This window comes from Streptomyces chartreusis (assembly GCF_008704715.1).
Lineage (GTDB): Bacteria > Actinomycetota > Actinomycetes > Streptomycetales > Streptomycetaceae > Streptomyces > Streptomyces chartreusis.
In genome coordinates, this window is record NZ_CP023689.1 from 7,954,167 (window position 1) to 7,978,916 (window position 24,750).

At 68.0% G+C, this 24,750-nt stretch carries 26 protein-coding genes; 16 read left to right on the forward strand and 10 right to left on the reverse strand.

Annotated elements, in window-relative coordinates; genetic code table 11:
• The first annotated feature begins 21 nt into the window (after positions 1-21).
• From CP983_RS35145 to CP983_RS35155, 3 genes are all read left to right on the forward strand, one after another.
• Positions 22-1,068: a PP2C family protein-serine/threonine phosphatase gene (locus tag CP983_RS35145; RefSeq protein ID WP_150504078.1), complete on the forward strand. Its 1,047-nt coding sequence runs from the start codon at positions 22-24 to the stop codon at positions 1,066-1,068.
• Between the two features lie 279 nt (positions 1,069-1,347).
• Positions 1,348-2,688, forward strand: a complete 1,341-nt coding sequence (locus CP983_RS35150) for an NsdA family TPR-like regulatory protein (protein ID WP_030952278.1) — start codon at positions 1,348-1,350, stop codon at positions 2,686-2,688.
• 86 nt (positions 2,689-2,774) lie between these two features.
• Complete coding sequence (locus CP983_RS35155) at positions 2,775-3,305, forward strand: NUDIX hydrolase (RefSeq protein ID WP_030952280.1); 531 nt, start codon at positions 2,775-2,777, stop codon at positions 3,303-3,305.
• Here CP983_RS35155 and CP983_RS35160 read toward each other — a convergent pair.
• Entirely contained in the window at positions 3,302-3,559 is a 258-nt protein-coding gene (locus tag CP983_RS35160; RefSeq protein WP_107909297.1) for a hypothetical protein, read from the reverse strand. The genes CP983_RS35155 and CP983_RS35160 overlap by 4 nt on opposite strands.
• Before the next feature lie 193 nt (positions 3,560-3,752).
• On the reverse strand, positions 3,753-4,625 hold the full coding sequence (locus CP983_RS35165; RefSeq protein ID WP_150504080.1) for a 3-hydroxybutyryl-CoA dehydrogenase: 873 nt from the start codon (positions 4,623-4,625) through the stop codon (positions 3,753-3,755).
• 198 nt (positions 4,626-4,823) lie between these two features.
• On the opposite strand from CP983_RS35165, the gene CP983_RS35170 reads away from it, so the two are divergent.
• Complete coding sequence (locus CP983_RS35170) at positions 4,824-6,086, forward strand: glycoside hydrolase family 10-like protein (protein ID WP_107909299.1); 1,263 nt, start codon at positions 4,824-4,826, stop codon at positions 6,084-6,086.
• A 38-nt stretch (positions 6,087-6,124) separates the two neighbouring features.
• Here the strand turns inward: CP983_RS35170 and CP983_RS35175 are convergent, their stop codons facing one another.
• Positions 6,125-6,322 (reverse strand): DUF1918 domain-containing protein, encoded by a 198-nt coding sequence (locus CP983_RS35175; RefSeq protein ID WP_107909300.1) that lies wholly within the window; start codon positions 6,320-6,322, stop codon positions 6,125-6,127.
• 94 nt (positions 6,323-6,416) lie between these two features.
• The gene (locus CP983_RS35180) at positions 6,417-7,397 is read right to left on the reverse strand and encodes a DMT family transporter (RefSeq protein ID WP_150504081.1); all 981 of its coding nucleotides are present in this window, start codon (positions 7,395-7,397) and stop codon (positions 6,417-6,419) included.
• Between CP983_RS35180 and CP983_RS35185 the strand changes: the two genes are divergently transcribed.
• From CP983_RS35185 to CP983_RS35195, 3 genes are all read left to right on the forward strand, one after another.
• A complete protein-coding gene (locus CP983_RS35185) occupies positions 7,396-8,868 on the forward strand; it encodes an aminotransferase-like domain-containing protein (protein WP_150504083.1) in 1,473 nt (490 codons plus the stop codon). The two genes, CP983_RS35180 and CP983_RS35185, sit on opposite strands and share 2 nt — an antisense overlap.
• Before the next feature lie 159 nt (positions 8,869-9,027).
• Complete coding sequence (locus CP983_RS35190; RefSeq protein ID WP_150504085.1) at positions 9,028-9,462, forward strand: GNAT family N-acetyltransferase; 435 nt, start codon at positions 9,028-9,030, stop codon at positions 9,460-9,462.
• 173 nt (positions 9,463-9,635) lie between these two features.
• Positions 9,636-10,229: a histidine phosphatase family protein gene (locus CP983_RS35195; protein ID WP_107909304.1), complete on the forward strand. Its 594-nt coding sequence runs from the start codon at positions 9,636-9,638 to the stop codon at positions 10,227-10,229.
• Here the strand turns inward: CP983_RS35195 and CP983_RS35200 are convergent.
• Positions 10,211-10,702, reverse strand: coding sequence for a DUF6314 family protein (locus CP983_RS35200; protein WP_150504087.1), 492 nt, complete (start codon positions 10,700-10,702; stop codon positions 10,211-10,213). The genes CP983_RS35195 and CP983_RS35200 overlap by 19 nt on opposite strands.
• A gap of 146 nt (positions 10,703-10,848) precedes the next feature.
• Here CP983_RS35200 and CP983_RS35205 point away from each other — a divergent pair, with 146 nt between their 5' ends.
• Positions 10,849-13,326: an alpha-L-arabinofuranosidase C-terminal domain-containing protein gene (locus tag CP983_RS35205; RefSeq protein ID WP_150504089.1), complete on the forward strand. Its 2,478-nt coding sequence runs from the start codon at positions 10,849-10,851 to the stop codon at positions 13,324-13,326.
• Between the two features lie 9 nt (positions 13,327-13,335).
• Here CP983_RS35205 and CP983_RS35210 read toward each other — a convergent pair whose 3' ends face one another.
• Positions 13,336-14,019 (reverse strand): DUF6215 domain-containing protein, encoded by a 684-nt coding sequence (locus CP983_RS35210; RefSeq protein ID WP_150504091.1) that lies wholly within the window; start codon positions 14,017-14,019, stop codon positions 13,336-13,338.
• A 506-nt stretch (positions 14,020-14,525) separates the two neighbouring features.
• Here CP983_RS35210 and CP983_RS35215 point away from each other — a divergent pair.
• Positions 14,526-14,801 carry a hypothetical protein gene (locus CP983_RS35215; RefSeq protein ID WP_150504093.1) on the forward strand — a complete coding sequence of 92 codons (276 nt, stop codon included), beginning with the start codon at positions 14,526-14,528 and terminating at the stop codon, positions 14,799-14,801.
• Positions 14,802-15,085: 284 nt separating this feature from the next.
• On the opposite strand, the gene CP983_RS35220 is transcribed toward CP983_RS35215, so the two are convergent.
• A complete protein-coding gene (locus tag CP983_RS35220; protein ID WP_150504095.1) occupies positions 15,086-15,448 on the reverse strand; it encodes a hypothetical protein in 363 nt (120 codons plus the stop codon).
• Positions 15,449-15,608: 160 nt separating this feature from the next.
• On the opposite strand from CP983_RS35220, the gene CP983_RS35225 reads away from it, so the two are divergent.
• The 3 genes from CP983_RS35225 to CP983_RS35235 all read left to right on the forward strand — a co-directional run bounded on the left by CP983_RS35225 (position 15,609) and on the right by CP983_RS35235 (position 17,512).
• On the forward strand, positions 15,609-16,628 hold the full coding sequence (locus tag CP983_RS35225; RefSeq protein ID WP_150504096.1) for a hypothetical protein: 1,020 nt from the start codon (positions 15,609-15,611) through the stop codon (positions 16,626-16,628).
• A gap of 264 nt (positions 16,629-16,892) precedes the next feature.
• Complete coding sequence (locus tag CP983_RS44155) at positions 16,893-17,105, forward strand: hypothetical protein (RefSeq protein ID WP_167537804.1); 213 nt, start codon at positions 16,893-16,895, stop codon at positions 17,103-17,105.
• Entirely contained in the window at positions 17,102-17,512 is a 411-nt protein-coding gene (locus tag CP983_RS35235) for a hypothetical protein (RefSeq protein WP_150504098.1), read from the forward strand. The genes CP983_RS44155 and CP983_RS35235 overlap by 4 nt, the downstream gene beginning before the upstream one ends.
• Positions 17,513-17,559: 47 nt before the next feature.
• Here the strand turns inward: CP983_RS35235 and CP983_RS45010 are convergent, their stop codons facing one another.
• Positions 17,560-17,688 (reverse strand): hypothetical protein, encoded by a 129-nt coding sequence (locus CP983_RS45010; RefSeq protein WP_268256303.1) that lies wholly within the window; start codon positions 17,686-17,688, stop codon positions 17,560-17,562.
• Positions 17,689-18,208: 520 nt separating this feature from the next.
• Here CP983_RS45010 and CP983_RS35240 point away from each other — a divergent pair.
• Positions 18,209-19,315, forward strand: coding sequence for a hypothetical protein (locus CP983_RS35240; protein WP_150504100.1), 1,107 nt, complete (start codon positions 18,209-18,211; stop codon positions 19,313-19,315).
• Between the two features lie 215 nt (positions 19,316-19,530).
• Here the strand turns inward: CP983_RS35240 and CP983_RS45275 are convergent, their stop codons facing one another.
• Both CP983_RS45275 and CP983_RS35250 read right to left on the reverse strand, forming a co-directional pair.
• Positions 19,531-20,139 carry an HNH endonuclease signature motif containing protein gene (locus CP983_RS45275; RefSeq protein WP_167537805.1) on the reverse strand — a complete coding sequence of 203 codons (609 nt, stop codon included), beginning with the start codon at positions 20,137-20,139 and terminating at the stop codon, positions 19,531-19,533.
• Between the two features lie 133 nt (positions 20,140-20,272).
• Positions 20,273-21,547, reverse strand: a complete 1,275-nt coding sequence (locus CP983_RS35250; protein ID WP_150504102.1) for an AAA family ATPase — start codon at positions 21,545-21,547, stop codon at positions 20,273-20,275.
• A 597-nt stretch (positions 21,548-22,144) separates the two neighbouring features.
• Here CP983_RS35250 and CP983_RS35255 point away from each other — a divergent pair.
• The 3 genes from CP983_RS35255 to CP983_RS35265 all read left to right on the forward strand — a co-directional run bounded on the left by CP983_RS35255 (position 22,145) and on the right by CP983_RS35265 (position 24,672).
• On the forward strand, positions 22,145-22,762 hold the full coding sequence (locus tag CP983_RS35255; protein WP_229914968.1) for a TnsA-like heteromeric transposase endonuclease subunit: 618 nt from the start codon (positions 22,145-22,147) through the stop codon (positions 22,760-22,762).
• The gene (locus CP983_RS35260; RefSeq protein WP_150504106.1) at positions 22,762-24,177 is read left to right on the forward strand and encodes a transposase family protein; all 1,416 of its coding nucleotides are present in this window, start codon (positions 22,762-22,764) and stop codon (positions 24,175-24,177) included. The genes CP983_RS35255 and CP983_RS35260 overlap by 1 nt, the downstream gene beginning before the upstream one ends.
• A gap of 210 nt (positions 24,178-24,387) precedes the next feature.
• On the forward strand, positions 24,388-24,672 hold the full coding sequence (locus CP983_RS35265) for a hypothetical protein (protein ID WP_150504108.1): 285 nt from the start codon (positions 24,388-24,390) through the stop codon (positions 24,670-24,672).
• The last annotated feature ends 78 nt before the right edge of the window (positions 24,673-24,750 follow it).

Here is a 24,750-nt window from a genome sequence, read left to right on the forward strand (position 1 = left end):
GCCTATTGGGGGACCATCGGCATGCTCCGCTTCAAGGCTCGGGTTCCCCGCAAGGTGCTCGCGTTCGGGCTGCCCACCGCCTGGGGTGCGATGGCGATCACCTACAAGCTGACCTGCCCGCTCGCCCAGCAGGACGGCCTCGGCGCGCGGATCGTGACCAGCGCCGTCTTCTTCGCCGTCGGGACCGGGCTGATCCTGCACGTCCGGCGGGCCCTGGTGCGTGAGCTCCGGCAGATGCGCGAGGTCGCCGGTGCCGCGCAGAGCGTGCTGCTGAGGCCGCTGCCGCCGCGCATCGACGGGCTGAACGTCGCCGCCGCCCAGCTCTCCGCGGACCGTGGTGCCCGGGTCGGCGGCGACCTGTACGAGGTCATCGCCACCGAGCACGGCGTACGCGCGGTCATGGGAGACGTCCGCGGCCACGGCATCGAAGCCATCGGCACGGTCGCCGCCGTCCTCGGCAGCTTCCGGGAGGCCGTCCACGACGAGCCCGATCTGCGCCGGGTGCTGCACCGGCTGGACCGGGCGCTGGCCCGCCATCTGCGCGAGCGGGCCCCCGACGAACACCCCGCGGCCGAGGACTTCGTCACCGTACTGCTCCTGGAGATCGGCCGCGACGGCGAGATCACGGCGCTCAACTGCGGCCATCCCTGGCCGTATCTGCTGAGCGGCACCAGCGTCGAGCCCCTCGCCCGCACCGATCCCCTTCCGCCCCTGGGCCTGTTCCCCCTGCCGACGGAACTGCCCCCGGTGCCCTGCGGCTCCCTGTTCCCCGGCGACTCCCTGGTCCTGTACACGGACGGTGTCGAGGACGCGAGGGATGCGAGAGGCCGGTTCTTCTCGCTGCAGGCGGCGCTCGCCGGTGTCGTCAGGCAGCATCCGGTCACTCCCCAGGCCATCATGCGCAGCCTGTTCACAGGGGTTCTCCGCCACACGAGGGGCAGGCAGTCGGACGACATGGCGCTACTGGTCCTGCGCAACGACCGGACGAGGCTCGCCTGCAACTCCCTTGGGGCGCGGGGAACCGCGCGACCAGCCACGACGAACCCGCAGTCGACCAACTACCTCTAGTGCAACGGCGATCGGTCGAGCTGCCGAGCCGGCGGCGGCCGTCCGCCCCGCCACGGAGTGTCGGGCAGGCAGCTGGGCGGACGGCGCGGAAGCGGGCCGCCGCACTGTACGAGGGGGAGCCGGCGGCCCGGCCGGCCTCTTTGCGAGGCATCTCAGTCAACCGGTAGGAAACTCTCCGCAACAGCGCGCGCACGCTACGGATTCGCGTACTTCGTTCACACCCCGTGTGAACCGGTTCGCACTAGTCTGACGGTCACCGAGGCCACCCGGGGGGCATATATGCAGCCCAACACTCTGCTCGACGCGATCCTGGACGAGGCCGGGATCTCGCACGCGGGGCTGGCAGCACACGTGAACCAGGCGGGGCGGGCGCGTGGGCTCGCGCTGAGATACGAACACACCGCCGTCGCGCGGTGGTTGAAGGGGCAGCGGCCCCGCGGTCAGGTGCCCGACCTGATCTGCGAGGTGCTGGCCGGCCGGCTGCACCGTACCGTCACACTCGACGACATCGGTCTCGGCGTCCCCGGTGAGCCCAACTCCGCGCACACCACCACGCTGTCCGGCTTCGTCGAGCGGGCCACCGCCCTGTGGCGCTCCGACGAGCAGCAGCGGCCGCACATACTGGGCGCCCCCGCGGTCACCGGCACACCCGCGGTGATGCCGGTGTGGGAGTGGGAGAACCCGCCCGAGGACGTCGACGTCTCACGCGGGGGACGGCACCGGGTCACCTCCGCCGACATCGACATGCTGCGCGCGGCCCGCACCCACTACGAGCAGATGTACCGCAAGGCGGGCGGCATCGCGACCCGCACCCGGATCGTCGGCTTCCTCAACGCCGAGGCCGCCCCGCTGCTGCGCGGCAGCTACACCGACGCCACCGGGCGCCAACTGCACCGGGCCACGGGCGGGCTGGTGGCCATCGCCGGGATCTGCGCCTACGACTCCGACGCGCACGGGCTCGCCCAGCGGTACTTCCATCAGGCGCTGCGGCTGGCGAAGGCCAGTGGGGACCGTGGGCTCGGTGCGTACGTGATCGCCCTGCTCGTCAACCAGGCGCTGTTCATGCGGGAGTTCCGGCAGGCGGTCGCCTTCGCGGAGGCCGCGCTGCGGGCCGCCGGCAAGCACATCACCCCGGCACTCGCCTCCGATCTGTACGCGATGCAGGCGAAGGCGTACGCGCACCTCGGCGACGGCACGAGCGCCCTGTCCTGCATCCGGCGTGCCGAGCAGGCCGCCGAACGCATCCACCGCGGATACGAACCCGACGAAACGGGCTATGTCCAGCCCGGCCTCGTCAACGTCCAGGTGGCGGAGGCGCTGCTGAGTCTCGGGGAGCTCGCGGCCGCGGGGGAGCACGCCACGGCAGCCGTCGACAACCCCGCCCACGACCGGGGCCGGGTGCACCGGCTGGCCATGCTCAGCACGATCGAGCTGCGCCAGGGCAACGCGGACAAGGCCGTGGCCACCGCCGTGCAGATGGCCGAGCAGGCGCGGGGAATGGAGTCCCAGCGCCTGCGCGACAGACTCCGGGCGGTACGCGAACACCTGGTGCGCAGCGGTGGCGCGGGCACCTCCGAGGCCGCCGAACTCATCGACGGAGCGCTGCGCGTACCGCTGTAGGCCGGTGCACGCGGGGTACTCGAACACCGACACCTCATAGTCCCTGCTGCGATATTGCCACTTACTCGACGGAAGGTGGCAGAACCGTGCAGTGGACGAAACAGAACGAACAAACTGTGTATGAAAACCGCTGGTTCACCGTCAACCTGGCAGACGTGGAGCTGCCTGACGGCCGGCACCTGGACCACTTCCTGATACGGCTGCGGCCGGTGGCCGTGGCCACGGTGGTCAACGAGGCCAATGAAGTCCTCCTCCTGTGGCGCCACCGTTTCATCACCGACAGCTGGGGGTGGGAACTCGCGGCAGGCGTCGTCGAGGACGGCGAGGACATCGCCCGGGCGGCCGCCAGGGAGCTCGAGGAGGAGACCGGCTGGCGGCCGGGACCTCTGCACCACCTCATGAGCGTGGAGCCCTCCAACGGGCTCACCGACGCCCGGCACCACATCTACTGGGCCGACGAGGGCGAGTACGTCGGGCATCCCGTGGACGACTTCGAGTCGGACCGCAGGGAATGGGTCCCGCTCAAGCTCGTCCCCGACATGGTCGCCCGTGGGGAGGTCCCGGCCGCCAACATGGCGGCCGCGTTACTGCTGCTGCACCATCTCAGGCTCGGCTAGCGCCCGACGGCCTGCCAGATCGCCACGACGAGAGCACCCACGGCGGTGAGGGCGGCGACCGCGGGCAGCGGCCAGCGCGTGTGTTCCAGTGTGTGGATCCGGGTGTTCAGCTCGTCGAGCTCCTTGGCGGTCTCCTCGGTGCGGTGCGTGAGCAGAGTCAGCCCGCCCTCCACGCGGGCGTAGGCGACGTCGAGTCGGCGTCGTAACTCTGCGAGTTCTCCAGATACGACTGGATGCTCGGGATCGGCGGTCACGTGTCCGCTCCTTTCCGTAGTCGTCTCGAATCCCTGGCATGCGCAGGAAAAGTGAACTCGCCTGGTGGACGCATGGGGAGAGTGTGCGAACGGCATATGCGAGCCCGCCGCGCACACGGTGTGTGAATGACGCGGGCCCGGCACCTGTCCGGTGCCGGGCCCGTGTACTTGGCCGGAATCTGACCGACCGTAATCAGCCGTAGGTGTAGAAGCCGGAGCCGGTCTTGCGGCCCAGCCGGCCCGCGTCCACCATGCGCTGTAGCAGCGGGGGTGCCGCGTACAGCGGCTCCTTGAACTCGTCGTACATGCTGTCCGCCACCGAGGCGACCGTGTCCAGGCCGATGAGGTCGGACAGCTTCAGCGGGCCCATGGGGTGGGCGCAGCCGAGCTCCATGCCGTTGTCGATGTCCTCGCGGCTGGCGATGCCCGACTCGAACATCCGGATCGCGGAGAGCAGGTACGGGATGAGCAGCGCGTTGACCACGAAGCCGGAGCGGTCCTGGGCGCGGATGGCGTGCTTGCCCAGCAGCTTCTCGGCGAAGGACTGGGCGCGGGCGATCGTGCCCTCGGAGGTGGTGAGCGCCGGGATCAGCTCGACGAGCTTCTGCACCGGGGCCGGGTTGAAGAAGTGCACGCCGATGACCTGGTCCGGGCGCGAGGTGGCGACCGCGAGCTTCACCAGCGGGATCGAGGAGGTGTTGGAGGCGAGGATCGCGTCGGGCCGGGTCACGACCTGGTCGAGCACCTGGAAGATCTCGGTCTTGACCTGCTCGTTCTCCACGACGGCCTCGATCACGAGATCGCGGTCGGCGAACTCGCCGAGGTCGGTGGTGAAGGACAGCCGCGCCAGCGTCTCGTCCCGCTCCGCCTCGCTGATCTTGCCGCGCTCGGCGGCCTTGTCCAGGGAGTTGAACAGCCGGGTGCGGCCGATCTCCAGGGCCTCGCCGGTGGTCTCGGCGACCTTCACGTCCAGCCCGGCGCGGGCGCACACCTCGGCGATGCCCGCTCCCATCTGGCCGCAGCCCACCACACCGACGCGTGCAATATCTCCGGAGATGCCGGTCACATCGACCCCTTCGCTGATCCACGACTGCGGCAGGTCCGCCGTTGTTCGGCGCCTGCTCCAAACCTGCACGTTACCTTCGGCGGCGCGTGATCGATCGTTCGGGTGCCGCATGAAAGGCTGACGCGGGATCAGGTCCAGAACATGTGGATCCGTCCCGGGGCGGGGCCATTGACCACGGCACACGGAGGTACGAAAAGGATGCGCAACCGGAAGGCATGGCTGTCACGGCGGGCATTCACGGTGACCGCGCTGTCGGCACTCGTGGGGTCAGGCGGCGCGATGGCGGCCGGTTCCGCCGTGGCGGACGGAGCGAACCGGAACCGGCGGTGGGCGACCCGTGAGATGCGCGGGGTCTGGGTGGCGACCGTCGCCAACCGGGACTGGCCCTCCAGGCAAGGGCTCACCGCGGACGAGCAGCGCGCCGAACTGATGGCCCACCTCGACGCGGCCGCCCGCTGCCGGCTGAACACGGTGATCCTCCAGGTGCGGCCGACCGCCGACGCCCTGTGGCCCTCGCCGTACGAGCCGTGGACCCAGGTCCTCACCGGCACCCAGGGCCAGGACCCCGGCTGGGACCCGCTGGGCACGGCGGTGGAGGAGGCCCACGCCCGCGGGCTCCAGCTGCACGCCTGGTGCAACCCGTACCGCATCGCCAACCACACCGACCTCGACCGGCTGGCCGAGACCCACCCCGCCCGCCGGCACCCGCACTGGGTGGTGTCGTACGGCGGCAAGCTCTACTACAACCCGGGGCTGCCCGAGGTCCGGGCCTTCGTGCAGCGGGCCATGCTGGACGCGGTGGCGCGCTACCCCGTCGACGCGGTCCACTTCGACGACTACTTCTACCCCTATCCGGTGGCCGGGCAGAGCTTCGACGACGACGAGGCGTACGACACCTACGGCGGCGGCTTCGAGGCCAGGGCCGACTGGCGGCGGGACAACATCGACAAGCTGATCCTGGAGATGGCGGCCGGCATCAGGGCGATCAGGCCCGCCACGCAGTTCGGCATCAGCCCGTTCGGCGTGTGGCGCAACGCCGCCTCCGACCCGCTGGGCTCCGACACCCGGGGCGGTGTCGAGACGTACGACGACCTGTACGCGGACACCCGCAAGTGGGTGCGCGAGGGCTGGATCGACTACATCTGCCCGCAGCTGTACTGGAACATCGGCTTCGACGTCGCGGACTACGCCAAGCTCCTGCCGTGGTGGGCCGAGGTCGCGCGGGGGAGCCGGACGCAGCTCTACGTCGGCGAGGCGCTCTACAAGGCCGGGGACGCGGCGCAGCCCGCCGCCTGGCAGGACCCGGCCGAGCTGTCGCGGCATCTCACGCTGGCCGAGGACCACCCGGAGGCACGCGGACACGTCTACTTCGCCGCGAAGGACCTGGCGGCGGACCGGATCGGGGCCATGGCACGGGTGGTCGCCGACCACTACGGGCAGCCGGCGATCGCACCACGCTGATCCGTCCTCCGGCACTGCGAACGGGCCGCCTCGCCGGGCTACCTCGTCGTCGTCTTCCGGTGACGGATCTCGGTGTCGGGGCCGGGGGAGCACAGACCCTCGTGCCCGTCCTCGAAACGGACGCGGTACGGGGGGTTGCCCTCATGGCCGAGGATTTCGACGATCTCGCCGACCTTGTCGTGTTGTCCGACCACCCTGCCGTGCTGCACAAGCTGGTCGCCCACGGTTGCACGCATCTGTCGGTCCTCCTCACCAGGTGCGGGAGCAGCGGTCCGTGGCCTTGAGTCTACGGCGTGGAGCGGTGGTTGGAAGTGGGTCGTCAGGGCCCGCTCAGCCACGCGCCCGCTGCGTCACGGCGATGCACACGAGTACCGCCGCGGCCGTCAGCGGGGCGGCCACTGTCAGGTGCTCGCCCAGCAGCAGCACCGACCACACCAGTGTGAGCAGGGGCTGGGCCAACTGCAACTGGCTGGCCTTCGGGATGCCGATGGCCGCCATGCCCCGGTACCAGACGACGAGCCCGAGGAACTGCGAGCCCGCCGCGACCCACAGCAGCCCGGTCACGCCGTGCCAGGACAGCTCGACGGCTTCGTGGGACAGGGCCACCGCGGCGGCCGGCACACCGATGGGCAGGCACAGCACCAGAGCCCAGCCGATCACCTGCCAGCCCGGCATGACCCGGGCCAGCCGGCCGCCCTCGGTGTAGCCGGCGGCGCACACCAGCAGGGCCCCGAAGAGATACAGGTCGGCGGTGGTCAGCGCGCCGCCGCTCTGCTGCACCGTGAAGGCGGCCACCGCGGCGGCGCCCGCGAGCGCCGCCAGCCAGAAGGTGCGCGAGGGGCGGGTGCCGACGCGCAGGGCCGAGAACAGGGCGGTGGTCAGCGGCAGCAGACCGACCACGACGGCCGCGTGCGCGGTGGTCGACGTCCGGAGCGCGAGCGTGGTGAGCAGAGGGAAGCCGACGACCACTCCGGCGGCGACCACCGCGAGGCCCGCCCAGTGCCGGCGGGCGGGCAGCGGGACCCGCAGCGCGAGCAGACAGCCGCCCGCGATGAGCGCGGCGAGCACACTGCGCACGGCGACCAGGGACCAGGGGCCGAAGCTCTCCAGACCCCACGCGGTGGCGGGGAAGGTGAGGGAGAAGGCCGCGACACCGAGCGCGGCCTGGAAGGTGCCGCCGAGGGTCGCGCGCGCCGAAGCGGCCTGCCTGACGGGGGTGACCGGGGCGGCGGACGTCGTAGTGGCCGTCGGGGCCGGGTCGGCGGTGACTGCTATCGGGCTCGTGCCGGTAGCGCTATTCTTGGTCCTCATGCAAGAGCGTAGCAGTGTCAGTGAACTGGCGAATCAGCTGCGACGGGAACTGAACCGCTACTCTCCAGGTGGAAAGCTCCCGTCGAGCCGTGCGCTCGTCGAGCGGTTCCGGGTGAGCCCGGTGACCGTCTCCCGCGCCCTCGCCCAGCTGGCGGCCGAGGGCCTGGTGGTCACCCGCCCCGGCGCCGGGGCGTTCCGCGCCGAGCCGCACACACGCGTGGACCCCGCCGGGGACACCTCCTGGCAGGAGGTCACCCTCAGCGCGGAAGGCGGGCCGGAGCTCGTCCCGCGTTCGGTGGACGCCTCGGGGGTGCTCGTCTCGCTCGCCGCTCCGCCGCCCGGCGTGATCGAGTTCAACGGCGGCTATCTGCACCAGTCCTTGCAGCCGGAGCGGGCGATGGCCGCGGCGCTGTCGCGGGCCGGCCGGCGGCCCGGCGCGTGGGGGAGGCCGCCCATGGAGGGGCTGCCGGAGCTGCGGGACTGGTTCGCACGCAGCATCGGCGGTGCGGGCGGCGCCGTCACGGCGGCCGAGGTGCTGATCACCGCGGGCGGTCAGTCGGCGCTGACCACGGCGCTCAAAGCGCTCGCGCCGCCGGGAGCGCCGGTGCTGGTGGAATCGCCGACCTATCCGGGCATGCTCGCGATCGCCCGCGGGGCGGGTCTGCGTCCGGTCCCCGTCCCGGTGGACGCCGACGGGGTACGCCCTTCGCTGCTCGCCGACGCGTTCCGGGCGACCGGTGCCCGCGTCTTCGTCTGCCAGCCGCTGTTCCAGAACCCGACCGGCGCGATGCTCGCCCCGGACCGGCGCGGCGAGGTGCTGCGCATCGCGCGCGACGCCGGTGCCTTCGTCGTCGAGGACGACTTCGTACGCCGGCTGGTGCACGAGGACGCGGGTCCGCTGCCGCGTCCGCTGGCCGCCGACGACCCCGACGGCGTCGTCGTGCACGTCTGCTCGCTGACCAAGGCGACCTCGCCGAGCTTCCGGGTGAGCGCGCTCGCCGCCCGCGGTCCGGTGCTGGAGAGGCTGCGCGCGATCCAGGTCGTCGACTCCTTCTTCGTGCCGCGCCCCTTGCAGGAAGCGGCCGTGGAGCTGGTCGGCTCGCCCGCCTGGCCCCGTCATCTGCGGGCGATCTCCGCCGAGTTGAGGACGCGCCGCGACACCATGACGGCCGCGCTGCGTCTGGACCTGCCCGAGCTCGCCCTCCCGCACATCCCGTCCGGCGGCTACCACCTGTGGCTCCGCCTTCCTGACGGCACTGGGGGCACCTCCCGGGCTTTCGGCCCTGGGGGAGAGTCGGCGCTGAACTCCGCGGCGCTGCGTGCGGGCGTCGCCGTCACGCCGGGGCGTCCGTACTTCAGCGCGGAGCCGCCGGCCGGTCATATGCGGTTGAGCTTCGCGGCCGTCGCGGGGCTGGGGGAGATCGCGGAGGGGGTGCGGCGGTTGCGGGTGGCTTGCGACGAAGTGCTTTAGCGCTCCGCTGGGTGGGTCGCGGTGGGGTGTCGTTCATGTGCGGCGCCGTCGTGGCTGGTCGCGCAGTTCCCCGCGCCCCTTGGGGGGCGATAGCCGCTCCCCGGAGGGGCCTGCGAAAACCGGTCGACGTCGGTGGCCTCGTCCTGGGAATCTCGCCGCATGACCGACACCCCGAGCCTCGCCGCGGGCTATGAGATCTCTGTCGACCCGGACCGTATCGACCGGGAGCGGGTGCATCGGTGGCTGTCCACCGATGCGTACTGGGCGCTCGGGCGGGAGCGTGAGAAGCAGGAGCGGGCGATCGACGGGTCGCTGAACTTCGGGGTGTACGAGTCGGTCTCGGGGGATCAGGTGGCGTATGCCCGGATCATCACCGACCGGGCGACCTTCGCGTGGCTGTGCGACGTGTACGTGGACCCGTCGGTGCGCGGCAAGGGCATCGGATCGGCGCTCGTGGGGGAGGTGCGGGAGCACCTGCGGCCGTACGGGCTCCGGCGCATCCTGCTCGCCACGCACGACGCGCACGGGGTCTACGCGAAGCTCGGGTTCGCGCCGCTGGAGAACCCGGACCAGTGGATGGCGCTCTACTTCTGACCGTGAGGCCTTCCGTCGAGGTCCCCGTGACGGGCGTACTTGAAGTTTCCATCTGCTCGTTTTCCGGCCACTTGTCCGCCTGATCCTGACCCCGCAGTAAGCCTTCGTCCACCCTCGGTGACGCCGGCACAACCACTCTTGACCTGGTCACTTCGGCGTCACACCATCACCGCATGTCACTTCGGGTCACGTTCGTCGCCGCCGCGCGCAGCTCCTCGCTGCTCGCGGAGCGCTTCCAGGACGACCGGCCACTCGACCAGGCCGGCTGGGACGAGGTGCAGAGCGTCGCGCACGGCCTGCTGCCGCTGGCCGCGGCCGAGCTGCGCTACTGCTCGCCGACCCCGCGCAGCCGCGCGACCGGCGACGCCCTCGGCTACGCCCCGCTGGTGCAACTCGCCCTGCGCGACTGTGACATGGGCCGCTGGCAGGGGCTCACGCTCGGCGAGGCGATGGCCCGTGAGCCGGACGCGGTGGACGCCTGGCTGGCCGACCCGCGCGCCACGCCGCACGGCGGAGAATCGCTGCTCGGGTTCATCGGCCGCGTCGGCGGCTGGCTCGACACCCGGCCCGTGGACGACGGCGACCGTATCGTCGCCGTGGCCGAACCGTCGGTGATCCGCGCGGCCCTGGTGTACGTGCTGAAGGCGCCGCCGTCGACGTACTGGAACATCGACGTACGTCCGCTGTCGGCGACCACGGTCACCGGTCGCGCGGGGCGCTGGCACCTCCGCTTCGACGCGGGGTCCGGTCAGCGCTCGCGTGCGTAGTCGGTGGTGAGGACCAGGTCCTTGGCCGGTCCGCGCACCCGCCACACCGACCGCCAGTGGTCCGCGTCCCGGACGGTGAACTCGCCCCGGTAGAGATCGGCCGAGCAGGGGTGATCGGCGACATGGCGGCCGGACGACAGGTCCAGGTCGTGGAACGGGCGACCGTCGGCGAAGCGCACGTCCACCGCCCCCGGTGAACTCCCCGGCAGGAAGCGCAGCGTCCGCTCGGCGGGCCGCGGTACGCCCCGCCACACGAACGTGCCGGACTCGCGGTGCAGCAGCCCCCGTGACAGCCCTTGCGGTGCCTCCTGCGACAGCCCTCGCGGCGGCTCCCCGTCCTCCATTGGCTCGAAGACCGTCGTACCGGAGAACTCGCCCTCGTCCCCGCTCGCGAGATCCCGCACCGACCGCTCGGCGCGCCAGCCTCCGGCCAGATACGCCAGCGCATCCGGTACCGGCCAGAACTCGCCCATCAGTTCCACCCTCCCGACCCTTCCGGCTCGTCCGACAACTTTCGAAACCGTGCGAACCGTTGACGCCTCCGAATCACCCTCCCTATCTTGCCGTTCGAAGTGTTGATCAGTGTCTGATATTTCGAACATCGAGCCGCGGAGTATCCATGTCACGCATCCGCTGGAGATACGGCACCGCCGCCACCGCCCTCCTGGTCGCGGCCGGCCTCGTCCCCACCGCCACCGCGCACGCCGAGGACGTCACCGACTACTCGATCACCGTCGACCCGGCCGCCAGGGGCGCCGCCATCGACGACACGATGTACGGCGTCTTCTTCGAGGACATCAACCGGGCCGCGGACGGCGGTCTGTACGCCGAGCTCGTGCAGAACCGGTCCTTCGAGTACTCCACGGACGACAACCGGTCCTACACGCCCCTCACCTCCTGGACCGTCGAAGGCGCCGGTGAGGTAGTGAACGACGCCGGCCGACTGAACGAGCGCAACCGCAACTACCTCTCCCTGAGCGCCGGTTCGTCCGTCACGAACGCCGGCAACAACACCGGGATCCGGGTCGAGCAGGGCAAGCGGTACGACTTCTCGGTGTGGGCCCGCGCCGGCGGCGGCAGCACGCTCACCGTCGCCCTGAAGGACGCAGCCGGCGCGCTGGCGACCGCCCGACAGGTGGCCGTCAAGGGTGGCTGGGCCAAGTACAGGGCCACGTTCACCGCGACCCGCACCAGCAACCGCGGCCGTCTTGCCGTCGCCGCCAACGACGCGGCGGCCCTCGACATGGTGTCGCTCTTCCCGCGCGACACCTACCGGAACCAGCAGAACGGCCTGCGCAAGGACCTCGCCGAGAAGATCGCCGCCCTGCACCCGGGGTTCGTGCGCTTCCCGGGCGGCTGCCTGGTCAACACCGGCTCCATGGAGGACTACAGCGCGGCCTCCGGCTGGCAGCGCAAGCGCTCCTACCAGTGGAAGGACACCGTCGGCCCGGTCGAGGAGCGCGCCACCAACGGCAATTTCTGGGGCTACAACCAGAGTTACGGCCTCGGCTACTACGAGTACTTCCGCTTCTCCGAGGACATCGGCGCCATGCCGCTGCCCGTCGTCCCGGCCCTGGTGACCGGCTGCGGCCAGAACAAGGCCGTCGACGACGAGGCGCTGCTCAAGAGGCACATCCAGGACACCCTCGACCTGATCGAGTTCGCGAACGGCCCGGCGACCTCGAAGTGGGGCAAGGTCCGTGCCGAGATGGGCCATCCGCGGCCCTTCCGCCTCACGCACCTCGAAGTCGGCAACGAGGAGAACCTCCCCGACGAGTTCTTCGACCGCTTCAAGCAGTTCCGCGCCGCCATCGAGGCCGAGTACCCGGACATCACGGTCGTCTCCAACTCCGGCCCCGACGACGCCGGCACCACCTTCGACACCGCCTGGAAGCTCAACCGCGAGGCGAACGTCGAGATGGTCGACGAGCACTACTACAACAGCCCCAACTGGTTCCTCCAGAACAACGACCGCTACGACTCCTACGACCGCGGTGGCCCGAAGGTCTTTCTCGGCGAGTACGCCTCCCAGGGCAACGCCTGGAAGAACGGCCTCTCCGAAGCCGCGTTCATGACCGGCCTGGAGCGCAACGCGGACGTCGTCAAGCTCGCCTCGTACGCCCCGCTGCTCGCCAACGAGGACTACGTCCAGTGGCGTCCGGACCTGGTCTGGTTCAACAACCGCGCCTCCTGGAACTCGGCGAACTACGAGGTCCAGAAGCTGTTCATGAACAACGTCGGCGACCGGGTCGTCCCCTCGAAGGCCACCACCACGCCGGACGTCAGCGGCCCGATCGCCGGCGCGGTCGGCCTCTCGACGTGGGCGACCAGCGCCGCGTACGACGATGTGAAGGTCACCGGGGCCGACGGCTCGACCCTGCTGAGCGACGACTTCTCCGGTGACGCCTCGAAGTGGACGCACACCGCCGCCGGCAGCTGGAGCGTCCAGGACGGCCAGTACGTCCAGACGGACGCGGCGGCGGAGAACACCATGGTCCAGGCCGGCGACCCGTCCTGGCACGACTACGACCTGCATGTGAAGGCCACCAAGAAGTCCGGCAAGGAGGGCTTCCTCGTCGCCTTCGGCGTCAAGGACACCGGCAACTACTACTGGTGGAACCTGGGCGGCTGGAACAACACCCAGTCCGCCGTCGAGCAGGCCGTGGACGGCGGCAAGGGCACGCTGCTCACCAAGGCCGGCTCGATCGAGACGGGCCGCGCCTACGACATCGACGTCAAGGTGCGCGGCCGCCAGGTCACGCTGTACCTCGACGGCCAGGAGTGGGGCGGCTTCACCGACGACAAGCCGGCCGAGCCGTTCCGTCAGGTCGTCACCAAGGACGCCCGGACCGGCGACCTGATCGTCAAGGTCGTCAACGCCCAGCCGGCCGAGGCCCGCACCGCGATCGATCTGGGCGGCGCCAGGGTCGCCTCCACGGCCCGGGTCACCACCCTCGCCGCCGGCCAGGACGCGGTGAACACCGAGACGGACGCACCGGTCACCCCGGCGACGTCCACCTTCGCGGGGGTCGCGGACAGGTTCGCGTACACCTTCCCCGCGAACTCCGTGACGTTCCTGCGGCTCAAGCAGAGGTGACGGAGCGCGTCAGCTGCCGGCGGTCCATCCCGGGACCGTCGGCAGCACCTTCTCGGCGAGCCGCAGCAGGACGGCGTCGTCCGGCACCATGCCGTCGGCCCGCCACAGGGTCACGTCGAAGGAGCCACCGCCGTCCTTCGCGTCCTTGGCCACCATCAGGGACCGCAGCGGGACCCCGGGGCCGCTGTCGGTGTCGCCCCCGTCGAGGCGGAAGGCGATCCTGATCGTGCGGTCCGAGTACAGGACCGCCGGCCGGCCCAGCACCGTGCGCTTCTCCGCGTCTCTCAGCAGCGACTCCGACCCGGCCACCGGGAGGTCGTCGTAGGTGGCCGAGAGCGTCACGGTGTACGTGTCGAACTCGACCTCGGCGGAGGGCATCGGGATGTCCTTGCCGCCGGAGAGCCCGACGGAGCCGTCGCTGCCGCTCGCGGTCCTCGCGGCCTCGGCCGGCGTGCCCAGGAGCTCGGCGAGGTCGGGGCGGAGCAGCGCCTCGCACAGCTGCGCCCCGGTCACCCGCCCGGTCGGCTTCCCCGGCGTCTCGTCCGAGCAGGTGGCGGGCGGCGGCCCACTGCTCTCGGACGTCTGCCCGTACGCCCACAACCCCCCGCCGAGTGCCGTCACCATCGCCACCGCCGCGATGGCCTGCCCCCATACGTTCGCGCCCTTTTCGGGCGCGCGGCCGCTTCCGGTCATGTCCCCCACCTGTAGTGATCCCCCTGATATGCGCCCGGGGACACTAGCTCCTGGACATGTCCCGGACAAAGCTGATTCTCTCGGCCCGGGTCGTGGATGTGACTGAGCGCCGTAGATGGCGGACTTCGCCAACTGAAGTGCGCGAGTACTGGTGAGTCTCATTCGTGTGCACACGCTGAGCCGTCCCGACGACGAGGACCTGGGCCTTGGTACTGGTGGGCTCGCGTATTCAACTGTCGCGAGTTCGCCGGGGACTCCAACCGGTTCGTGACGATGCGTGATCGCGAACGGCGTCCGGTTTGAGGGCCGGTTGGTCTCCTTCACCGACCAGTGCCAGGATCGTCGAGCAGCGGACAGGGTGCCCGCAGCGCCTCACCTACGGCCGCATCATCGGCGGCTGAGGCTCCCGCACCCGGTGACGTACGTCCGTGAACGCCCCACCCACGACGTGTCGCCCTGCGATCATTGATCCATCTTTGAGTGAGCGACACGAATTGAGGAGCACCATGGCGTGGGCCTACGCGGAACTGGCCAAGGAAGCAGCCAAGCGCGGCGGTCCCACCGCGCTGCGCGCCTTCTACACCGGGCGGGGCATCATCATCGGCAGCGCCATCACCAGCGCCTCTATCGCGGGGACCGTCGCCTACGACAAGTGGAGCAAACGCCGCACCGCTGCCGCTGCCGAAACGGCGTCCGACGCTACAACGGGAACTCTGGCCGCTGGCGACACCCGGAGCGGGCAACCTGCCGATAGCTCCTGTACGGACCGGCTGCTGCCGTGAGCGAACAGCTACCCAGCGGCGGCATCGGAACGGAAACCGGCACTAACGCCGAATTCGCCGCCCGCGCGGTCGTCGCGTGCTGGGACCTGATCACCCAGGAGCGGGTGGGCAAGGCGGTGGTCGACGTCGCCGAGGAGAAGCGACAAGCCGGTCAAGGTCCGTGCCGACCGGCGGCGTGGCATCACCGACGACGGGATCGTGCAGCTGGTGACCATCGACGGCTGGCAGGCGTCCGTGCCGCGTTCCCGCGACCTGATCGCGAGGGACCTGGTCCGGCCACGGGTCTACGGCCCGTGGCCGGCAGGACTGCCGTCGGCCACAGGCCCCTGCACGAGCGCCGCCGAACGGCTGTCACGGGACACCGGACGGGCGTCTGTCTCCGGGTACCCGAACCCCCTGAACCCGCCGCCGAGGTAGCCGCCGATCACGATGACCGACGCCGCAGCGCCGATGGCGTACGCGAGCCGTTCGCCCTTGGACATCTGGACGGGGGACCCCGGAGCCGGGGCCGTCCACCGGTAGACGAGCCAGGCGAGCACCAACGCGACGGCGACGATGAAGGCGGTGAACACGTCGAACGTCACGGCGGGCATAGGCGCTGTGTCCTGGGCGGCGGCCGCCGAGGTGACGCCGTCGATGCTGAACATATGAGGGACCTCCGGTGAGTTGGGATCGCCACGATGGAGGGCGCGGGGGTTAGCCCCGCAAGACCTCGTCCTCGTGGAGAGCCCATCGGACCGCAAGCGCCGGATGGCGGGCAGGCAGAAAAGTGGACCCCCACCCCGTGAGGACGCCTAGCCTCGGGGCGTGAGCCGTAACAACAAGCCACCCCTCGCGTTCCGGCCCGTACGGCAAGCCCTGGACGCTGCTGGCTACGGTCCGGACGTATACAAGGACAAGACGTTTCTTCGGGACTACGACGTCGGCTTCATCCCGAAGCTGACCGCGGACGCCACGGCTGAAGAGATCGATAACGCAGTGCTGGCCGCCGAACTCTGCGCCAGGGCCCGCACTGCCGGCCAGCTGTGCCCGGGGGTGAAAGGGAGGTTGTTGGCGATGAACCCGGATCCCCGCGCCACTCGCAACCTCCGCACCTCACTGCGAAAGGGAGTCGAGAACCTTCTGAAGCGACCTGAGATCGGACCGCCGCCTCCTAGAATCAACGTCAACTCCCAGAAGGCCATCGAGGCGCTGCTTCCGCTTTCACCCAAGCCGGTGCTGGGGATGATCGTCCACCTCTCCCAGATTCGCGGGATCAGCCAGGATCAGATCAACGCCTTCCTGGAGGACGTGCAGAAAGCCACCGGGGGGAAGCACGCCTGGAGAACCGGTCTGCGCGAGGCGTTCGGGGTCATGTGCGCCGAGATGGGAAAGCCCCTCAGCACGCTGAGCCAGAAGGCCCTAGAAGGGGCATTCCTCTCCGCCGACCCTCGCGCGAGACGCCTGCGCGAGCTGATAGAGAACCAGGGCTACAAGCCGGGATCCACGCGCGGCGACGGCATGGTCAGCCTGATGGACATGGTCAGCACGGCCCACCTCACCGACACCGACCGCGCGTTGCGTCTGCTCGATGAAAGCAGTGACGTTGTCCTACGGGACAGCGTGTTGCGGGTAGGGCAGACACGACGCACGGGGCTCTTCCCGCACGAGGACCACCATATGCAACGGTGTCGGGTGGCAGCCGACTGGGACGCGCTCATCACGTGCCAGATCCTCGACCCGCGCACCTCGGCGTGGTGGAAAGCCGCTCATGGGGACTTCCGCCCCCTCCTCGGCATCGCTACGGAGGTCATGGCCGAAGTGGCCCGTGGCGCACGGGAGGAGTGAGAGGCGGGCGGTCAGTCCGGCCCGCGGTCCGACGAGGCGGCCTTGGTGCGTGACGCGGTGCGCGATCTGCTCGGCGAGGTGTCCGCGCCCTCCGTCGCGGGTTATCTCGGGTGTCTGGGAAGCAGCAGGCACGTCAGGCATGCAGCCGTTCTCGTACGTGCCTGACAAATATCCGATGGTCTTCAGGCACCCTTGCGGCTGGAGCCGGGGCCAGGCAGGTGAGTGTCGGTCGCCGGAGCCGGGTCGGGGCTGGGCTGGTGGGGTGTGGGCAGGCACGATGCGCAGGTGGACTCGGTGACGCTGGTGGCGCTGGTCGGTGTCGGGGGGACGGCGGTGGCGGCGCTGGGCGGCGTGGCCGGTGGTGTGTGGGTGGCCCGGATCGGTGAGCAGGGCGGGCGGGCGCTGGAACAGGAGAGGGTGCGGCGGTCTGTCTACGGTGCGTGTGCCGAGGCGCTGCTGGTGCGGCGCGATGCGTGACGCGGCTGATGGATGTGCTGAGCAAGCCGGAGGTAGATGAAGGCCGGGCGCACGAGCGGCTGGAGCGCGCGCAGGCGGCACAGGACGAGCTGGGCGCGGCTGTGGGTGCCGTCGCCGTTGAGGGGCCGGAGAAGGTGGCCGACTGTGCGGTGGCGGCCGCGGACCGGCTCGGGGCCTGGGTGGACGAGGTGATCTGGTGGTTCGAGCTGGGCCGACCGCACGACCAGCGGCGCACCATCGTGGAGTTGCAGGGCCGCGCCCTGGAGAAGGTGGACGAGTTCTTGAAGGAGTGCCGGACGGCGCTGTATCCGGAGCCGCGGTGGCGATGGCCGCATCCCATCAAGCGGCTGCGCTGGCAGCTTGGGCCGTGCCGTAACCGCAAGCGCCTGGGGTTCCCACGGCGCTAGCACACGAGCAACGGCGCCTACCAATCTCAGACCCCGGAACGGCGGAACTACTCACCGTCCCGGCTGGTCTCCCGCTGCTGAAGGTGCGCTTCGAGGGCTTCTTGGATTCCCAGGAGCATGCTTCGGTCGTGCTCCTCGGCGCGGGCCAGGATGTCCCACTGGTGTACGTCGCGCACCTGGCGCTCGATCGCGGTCTCCAGGCGGTCCCGCAGCGTTCCCGGGCGTAAGGGCCTCCACCTCGACCGCCTCATACGGGTTCAGGCCCTCCCGGAGGCACTCCTCCCGGAACCGCTTGAAGTTGCTGTCCCCGGTGTTGGCCTCGTGCGACACCAGGTGCCCGCCACGGACGTCGTTGGCGGTCACGGCGATCTGCCGGAAGTCCAGGTCGATGCCGTTGTTGCCGTACCGCTCGATCCGCTCCACGACGGAACGAGGCACCCACCGCCCACTCGGGTCCCGGTCGCCGACGTTTCTCTGGGGCACCGCGAGCGTGTGATTGGAGTTTCCACAGCTCAGAAGCCGTCGGGATGAGCCTAACGGGTGCAACACCTGTGCTGCACGGATCCGCCTCAAGATTCACTTCAAGGGCTTCCTGGCCAATAGGGAGGCACGTCTCGGCTGGGAGGTGTACGCATAGATCTCGGCGAGCTCGGCGATGTTGCCGGCTGCGGAGCAGAGTGACCGACGCTTGGGGGCGTGCACATGACGTTGCGACGGGGCCGGAAGGGCAACCTGGGACTCGAAGTCATGCCGTTGATCGAACTGGCGCTTCCGTCCCCCGACGGGCAACGGCTGCTGAGTGACCGGCATGCAGAGAGCATCTCAGCGATCAGCGACGCCCTTAGCGAATCCCTTGGCAACATCTCCAGGCTGCAAGGCTGGCAGACGCAGTACGCGTTTGAAGCGGTGGTGGTTGCCCTCGATTCTGTTCGGCTGATCAAGACCGAGGACTCTGGGCTGTTCTACTTCGATGACGCAGACGGAGAACTTCAACCGCCGGACTACCGCATTGTCCTGAAGGATGGCACTCAACTCCTGATCGAAGTCAAGAATGTGGCTCCCGGCGTCCTTGAGGCTAAGGTCCGTGCCAAAGATATGGCTGCTGCCCAGACTTATGCTAAGGCCACGGGCGGTCGACTGCTCTACGCACACTTGTGGAGCAGCATGGGTATGTGGACGCTTGTCGACCCATCCGTCTTCAACCTTGTCGGAAGTCAACAGCGACTACCCTTCGTCAACTCCATGAAGGCCAATGAAATGCAATCTCTTCTCGGCGATGGAATGCTTGCCTCTGAGCCACCCCTCACGTTCTCGGTGATGATGGACCGGGAAAAGGAAAAGCTGGCGGGGGATGACCGGCGGGCGCTCACGATTGGCGGTGTGGAGTTGCTCAGCGCTGGGCGGGTCATCACCGACCCTGATGAACAGAAGCTGGCATGGTTCCTGGTCTGGCACGGTGGCTGGGATGAGACCACGGAGACCCACGTTGACGATCAAGGTCGTGTTGAGAGAATCGACTTTATTTACCGGCCAGAAACCGACGAAGACGGGGAACGCCAGATCGCCGAGCAGGGATTCGCGTTCTTCGGACCGCTCAGTAAGATGTATACTCTCCGGTTCCTGCAATCCATCACCACCGATGAAGGTGACATCCGCGCGTTACGTGAAGAGCCAGAGCCGGCCCTCCTCGCCCAGTTGATCCCTGAAGACTACTGGGCGAAGGAAGACCACGTTTTGCGAATCTGGCGGTTCCGTCAGATTCCAACGAAGGAAGATTTCGGAAGTTCACACGCCGAAAACTGAATGCGAAATCTCACGCGCGTGCTGAATCTTGACGGTTGAGTTGGGCCATCATTTCGCGGTTCGCGGAGCATGCGGCAGCAAGGTCGTCATCGCGCTTCTGGAGTTTCAGTTCCAGGTCGATCATATGCTGTTCGAGGGTGGTTATCCTGGCCTTTAGCCTCGATCGTTCATGAGGGTCCGTCAGAAAGCTGGCGGACCCTCATGAACGATCGAGGCTAGTTTTGTAGGGCAAGTCTCACGAACTTGCGCCAACAGTGCGGAGAATCTTTCCTCAGTTGCAGAAATTTTTCCTCTGTCGCACCTTCTCGCAGCGCGAACCATCCTGATACGCCATACTCATCTTCTCTGACTTCGCGTGCCAGACTTGCAAAAAGGGCTGAGGAGTCACTGGATTCAAGTATCCGGTCGATAGCTTCGTAGTAGCGGCGAATAACGCGTTTCCGCCCTTCAGTGACAGACTCGAAATTTATACAGGAGAGAACGTCTAACGTTGCCTCCCCCATAGAGTCGAAGTCATCATCGAGGAACCGTGGAGCCAAGTATCCTGTAGCCGTGTCCAAGATTAGATGATCCCATGGATCAACTCGGGTCGGATCGATAATAAGTGGCGCACCTGTTGAATCAAGCGGGAATCGTTTACCCTTCCGCCTGTTGCACTCTGGGCACACCCAGATGAAGTTCGCCCACTTGAATGCCTTTGTGAAGTCGATGCCGATTGGAATGAAATGATCAACATCGGCTGAACGTGAGTCGCAACAGTAGAGGCATCTTTGACGGATGCCTACAGCGCTTTTCAGTGCGTCGACTACAACCTTACTCTTCACCGACCTTCGGTACTTATTCCACTCCTCCCTAGCTTTTTCTTGAGAGGTTGCTAGTCTCTGACGCTTGTAGAGTTCTTGGCGCGCTTGGAGAGGGATTTCCCCTCTCGCGATCCTCCGCAATTTCCCCCCCTGGTTAATCGGCGAAGAGTGAGAGCTGATCCAGCTCTTTCTCCTCGTTCTTGCTGAGCTTTCCAGAGAGCTGCTTGGCGCGAAGGCGAGAGTGTTGTCGGTTTGCCATCACTGCCCTTGGAGACCTGGTATGGGGCATGCCGAACGCTGGTGAAATAAGGATCTGGTCGGGCTTTCCTGCGATGACTCGGTTGAAGTCGTTTTCGTCGAGTCGGAAAGGGATCTCGCCTGATCCAGGCTGAGCCATGTGGTAAATGCGGCCGCGATCTGCGGCCTGGCAGACCAGTGGGCTGTGGGTAGTGACGATGAACTGAACCAGCGGGAAATGCTTTTTCAGCCAGAACCCGATTTCCCTCTGCCAGGCTGGGTGAAGATGCGAGTCGACTTCGTCGATAACTACAACGCCGGGACGGTTTACATAAGAAGACCCGTCTTCGCTCTTCGCTGTTAGGTCCGCGGCTCCATACACATCTACCATGTGCCGGAAGATGTCGATGAGCATCGCCAGAGCTGACCTGTAGCCTTCGCTCATGTCGGACAGGGGCATGTCCCGTCCAGCTGAGTCGGTCAACCAAATACCCTCGGAGTTGACGCCTCGCACGGAAACCCCTTGGCGCAAGAAGTCATCGTTTAGGATCTCAAGTAGGCTATCGAGGGCAATCTTTTCTGACTCTTGCTGTTCAAGTTTCTTGTAGTTGAGCTGCTTCACCCACTGCTCGCACTCGCCGAGCGTCGCGTCTTCCTTGAATAGAGTCGCAAACCTTGGAACGCGGCCAGGGATCACCATAAGTCGCTGGGCATCGGGAGAACTTCCGTATAGGCGCCGAAACGGACCGTACCCTAGCGAAAACCATCCGGGAGTTCCGACCGACCATGGTCCGTTGAACGCTCCTTTTTTCTTGTTTCGGTAGATGTCGGCAGAGGAAATGGCCCAAGAGCCACTCTCCCGCTTGAATTCGATCTCTGCCCAGAAGGTGTTCTGGACGCGAAACCCTCCCTTGGCTGTCCGATCGAATTCGTGGTGCGGTTTTACTTCGACTGAAATTGAGCCAGTATCTTGCCCTTCCGTAACCCATCCGCGCAGGTCGGGAATTAGAACGCGAGAATCGTCAGGCCCAAGAAGGGCCATGCAGAGAGATTTTAGAAAGGCGGTCTTTCCTGAACCGTTATCGCCGGTTATTACAGCCCAACCCGCATGCTTCCCATCGTTTCCTGAAAAGTCTAGTTCCGCATCCGTAAACCCCTTGATATTCCTCAGGGCCACTCGCTCTACATACATGCCGCCCCCTGGAGAATGGCTAGGTAAGATCGGTACGTACCCATGCCGATAGCATAGATGCGACCTGCGTGTACGCACTGCCCAAACTGCGTGTCTCTCTGCAAGGTGGGCGACGCGTGGCTCATGGCCGCGAAGGCGGCACGTTCAAGGCGTGCGCGTGAGTGTCGGCCTGCCCGCCTTGTTGGTTCCTGTGCCACCCTGCCTCCCTTTCGCCTCCACTCTGTGCGCGTATCACCACTCCCTGCCCATTGCGATCGTCTGAAATGCGCAGACCCAGTCCGGAGCCCTCCAATTGGCGGGCACGGTACTTGACTCTGCCTCTCACCGGCGGAGCTTTCCCGAGAAGCGGCTGGAACGGGCTGTGCTGGGTACATGGAGGCTTCGGTCTGCACACCGGCCGTCGAGGTGGGATCGGTGTGGTCGCATAGTTGTACCTTGGACGATCTCCTCTCGTCGTACGTCCTTGATCCCGTGGCAGGCGCGTCTCTGGAGTCGGGGCCGGGGTGGACACGTCGGTGGAAGACGGTGTGGCGAGCGTCCCGGGCGGAGGTGGTCTGCCCGGTCCAGGACTTGGCCGTTTTCCCGACGTTTGCCTCGGTGCCGGTTCGCGGCTTCACATGGCGGGCTCGTCAGCGTCATCGGCCGGGACTTGCGTACATGGTGACCACGGGCCGGATGCACGGTTTCGAGAGCCTGGCTGAGCGTCGCCTGCTGTTGGCCCTGGACTTTCTGGACAGCGCCGAGGAGGTGCTGTCTCAGCAGTTCAAGCTGAAGTTCACCACTGTCGACGGTTCCGAGGACCACACTCCGGATTTCCTCGTCCTGCTGCCCGGGACGGCGGTGCTGGTCGACGTCCGGCCCGGCCATCTGATCAAGGACAGGGATCTGGTGAAGTTCGCTGCGGCCGAGCGGGCGGCTGCAGTGGCGGGATGGCGCTACCTGGTGGTGACCGGCTGGCGCCGTCACGTGGCCACCGGACTGGATGTGTTGTCGGCCCGGCGGCGGCCGATGGCCGACCGTCTTGGGCTGCACGGTGAACTGCTGGGTCTGGTTGCCGAACGTCCGCGACGGTTCGGCGAGCTGGTGGAGGCGACGTCGCTGACGGCGGTCGCCCGTGCACACGCTCTTCATCTGCTTTGGCGCCGGCAGCTGGCGGTGGATCTTGCCCAGCCGCTGGGTGATGCCGCGTGGGTCTATCCGGTGGGGAGGCCGTGATGGGTGGGGAGCGCCAGCCGCAGCGGGTCGAGGACCTGTACGGCCATGACCTGACGCGGGCTCAGATCCGGGCGGCGCATCTGCTGGAGGCGCAGACCGGTTATCGCAGCGGGAGCCGCTATTGGGCCCTGCCGGGAGAGTCGAGGCCCGAGTACGACCTGGAGCGCACCACGCTGACCGAGCGGCGCCGGGCGAAGGCGGCCGAGCTGAAGGCGCTGGACCGGAGGGAGGCCAAACAGCTGGGGCTGGAGTGGATCAGCCAGCGCACGCTGGAGCGGATGGCCGCCCAGTACACCGAGCACGGGCTGACGGGGTTGGCGGACGGGCGGTGGACACCGCCGCTGCGGGGCAGACGGACGGTCACCGATCAGGTTACCGAAGCGATCCGGGCCGTCCATGCCGAGTGCGAGCACCGCTCCAGGGTGAGCATGAAGACCAAGGAGCGGTTGATCCACCAGTACGTGCGCGAGAAGTTCGGCCCGGCGGCGGAGGAGAAGATCCCGCACTACACGACGCTCGCGAAGATCTGGAAGGAGTGGTTCGGTTCGCAGGGCGCCCGCCAGCGCTATGTCCGGTCGGCCGCGGCAGTGGAGACGGGCAAGGCGAAGGTCGTGGTCACCCGGCCGGGGCAGGTGGTCGCGCTGGACACCACGCCGCTGCCGGTGAAGGTCCTCGACGACGTGTTCGGCGCCCCTGTCACCGTCCATCTGACGCTGGCTCTCGATTCCTACTCGCATTCGCTGGTCGCCTTCCGGCTCACGCCGGTGTCGGAGTCGTCGGTGGAGCTGGCGATGCTGCTGCGGGATGTGCTGCTGCCGCTGCCCATGCGCGCGGACTGGGGTGAGGAGATGGAATGGTCTTACCCCGGGGTGCCGGGCGCGCTGGTGGCGGAGTTCGCCGGGCATCCGGTGGCGGGGCTGCGGTTCTTCGCGCCGGAGACGGTGACGGCCGATCACGGGAGTGTCTACAAGAACCATCACGTCGTTGCTGTCGCCCGTCGGCTGGGGATCGATCTGCTGCCGGCTCGCGCGATGCGTCCCACAGACAAGGCTGCCTGCGAGCGCGCGTTCGCAGGAATCCAGTCGCTGCTGCTGGAGTTGTTGCTCGGCTACCGCGGTGTCGATGTTGCCGACCGCGGCGCCGATCCGGAGGGCGATGCGGTTTGGACGCTGTCGCAGATGGAGCACCTGCTGGCGACCTGGATCGTCTCGGTGTGGCAAAACCGCAGGCTGGAGCAGTGTGCGGCGGCGTGGGACCCGGGTGGGCGGCACAGCCCGAACACGCTGTTCGCCGCTGCCGCGGCCCGCGACGGGATCAGTCTGGAGATGCCGGAGCCGGAGTTGTACTACGAGCTGCTGCCCGCCCACTTCGTGAAGATCGACGCCCGGCGCGGGGTGAAGATCGGCGGACTTTGATACGGCGGCGCCGACCCGGTGCTCGATCCCTGTCGCGACAGGCGCTCCGGGCGCAGTGGGCGCCACGCGGGCAAGTGGGCGGTCCACCGCGATCCGCGCGACTGCCGTCAGGTCTTCTTCGAAGATCCCGCTCGGCGGGGCTGCTGGCACGCCCTGGACTGGAACGGCCTGCCGCCTGGAGGTGACGTTCCGGCCTTCTCCGATGCGCGGGTGGGTGAACTCCTCACCCAGGCCGCCTGCGCCGGTCTAAGGCCGCTCGATGACCGGGAACTGCTGCCGGTGCTGCTGAAACTGCTAGCCACGCGGACTCCGGTGAACCAGTGGCCGACCCAGATGACGACAGCGCAGAAGGCCGAGCGGGCCCGCGAACTGGCCAGGGCACGGTCGGCCGCAGCCGACCGGCCACCCGCCACAGTCACTGCCCTTCCCGACCCGGCCCGGCCGTCCGAGCTGGCCATCTCCATCCGCAGGGCCGTCACCGCCGACCGGCAGTAGCGCCGTCAGGCGGCGCTGGCCTTCAGGCCGCCGACTCCGCCAGCCCTGCTGGGCGAGGCACTGCGGGAACGCAGCTTC

Coding starts and splice junctions, on each gene's coding strand:
- CP983_RS35200 (WP_150504087.1), bottom strand. CDS start 10,702: ATGGGCGAGTTCTGGCCGGTACCGGATGCGCTGGCGTATCTGGCCGGA.
- CP983_RS35150 (WP_030952278.1), top strand. CDS start 1,348: ATGCAGCCCAACACTCTGCTCGACGCGATCCTGGACGAGGCCGGGATC.
- CP983_RS35195 (WP_107909304.1), top strand. CDS start 9,636: ATGTCACTTCGGGTCACGTTCGTCGCCGCCGCGCGCAGCTCCTCGCTG.
- CP983_RS35170 (WP_107909299.1), top strand. CDS start 4,824: ATGCGCAACCGGAAGGCATGGCTGTCACGGCGGGCATTCACGGTGACC.
- CP983_RS35250 (WP_150504102.1), bottom strand. CDS start 21,547: ATGTATGTAGAGCGAGTGGCCCTGAGGAATATCAAGGGGTTTACGGAT.
- CP983_RS35190 (WP_150504085.1), top strand. CDS start 9,028: ATGACCGACACCCCGAGCCTCGCCGCGGGCTATGAGATCTCTGTCGAC.
- CP983_RS35260 (WP_150504106.1), top strand. CDS start 22,762: ATGGGTGGGGAGCGCCAGCCGCAGCGGGTCGAGGACCTGTACGGCCAT.
- CP983_RS35215 (WP_150504093.1), top strand. CDS start 14,526: ATGGCGTGGGCCTACGCGGAACTGGCCAAGGAAGCAGCCAAGCGCGGC.
- CP983_RS35185 (WP_150504083.1), top strand. CDS start 7,396: ATGCAAGAGCGTAGCAGTGTCAGTGAACTGGCGAATCAGCTGCGACGG.
- CP983_RS35175 (WP_107909300.1), bottom strand. CDS start 6,322: ATGCGTGCAACCGTGGGCGACCAGCTTGTGCAGCACGGCAGGGTGGTC.
- CP983_RS35220 (WP_150504095.1), bottom strand. CDS start 15,448: ATGTTCAGCATCGACGGCGTCACCTCGGCGGCCGCCGCCCAGGACACA.
- CP983_RS35205 (WP_150504089.1), top strand. CDS start 10,849: ATGTCACGCATCCGCTGGAGATACGGCACCGCCGCCACCGCCCTCCTG.
- CP983_RS35180 (WP_150504081.1), bottom strand. CDS start 7,397: ATGAGGACCAAGAATAGCGCTACCGGCACGAGCCCGATAGCAGTCACC.
- CP983_RS35145 (WP_150504078.1), top strand. CDS start 22: ATGCTCCGCTTCAAGGCTCGGGTTCCCCGCAAGGTGCTCGCGTTCGGG.
- CP983_RS35210 (WP_150504091.1), bottom strand. CDS start 14,019: ATGACCGGAAGCGGCCGCGCGCCCGAAAAGGGCGCGAACGTATGGGGG.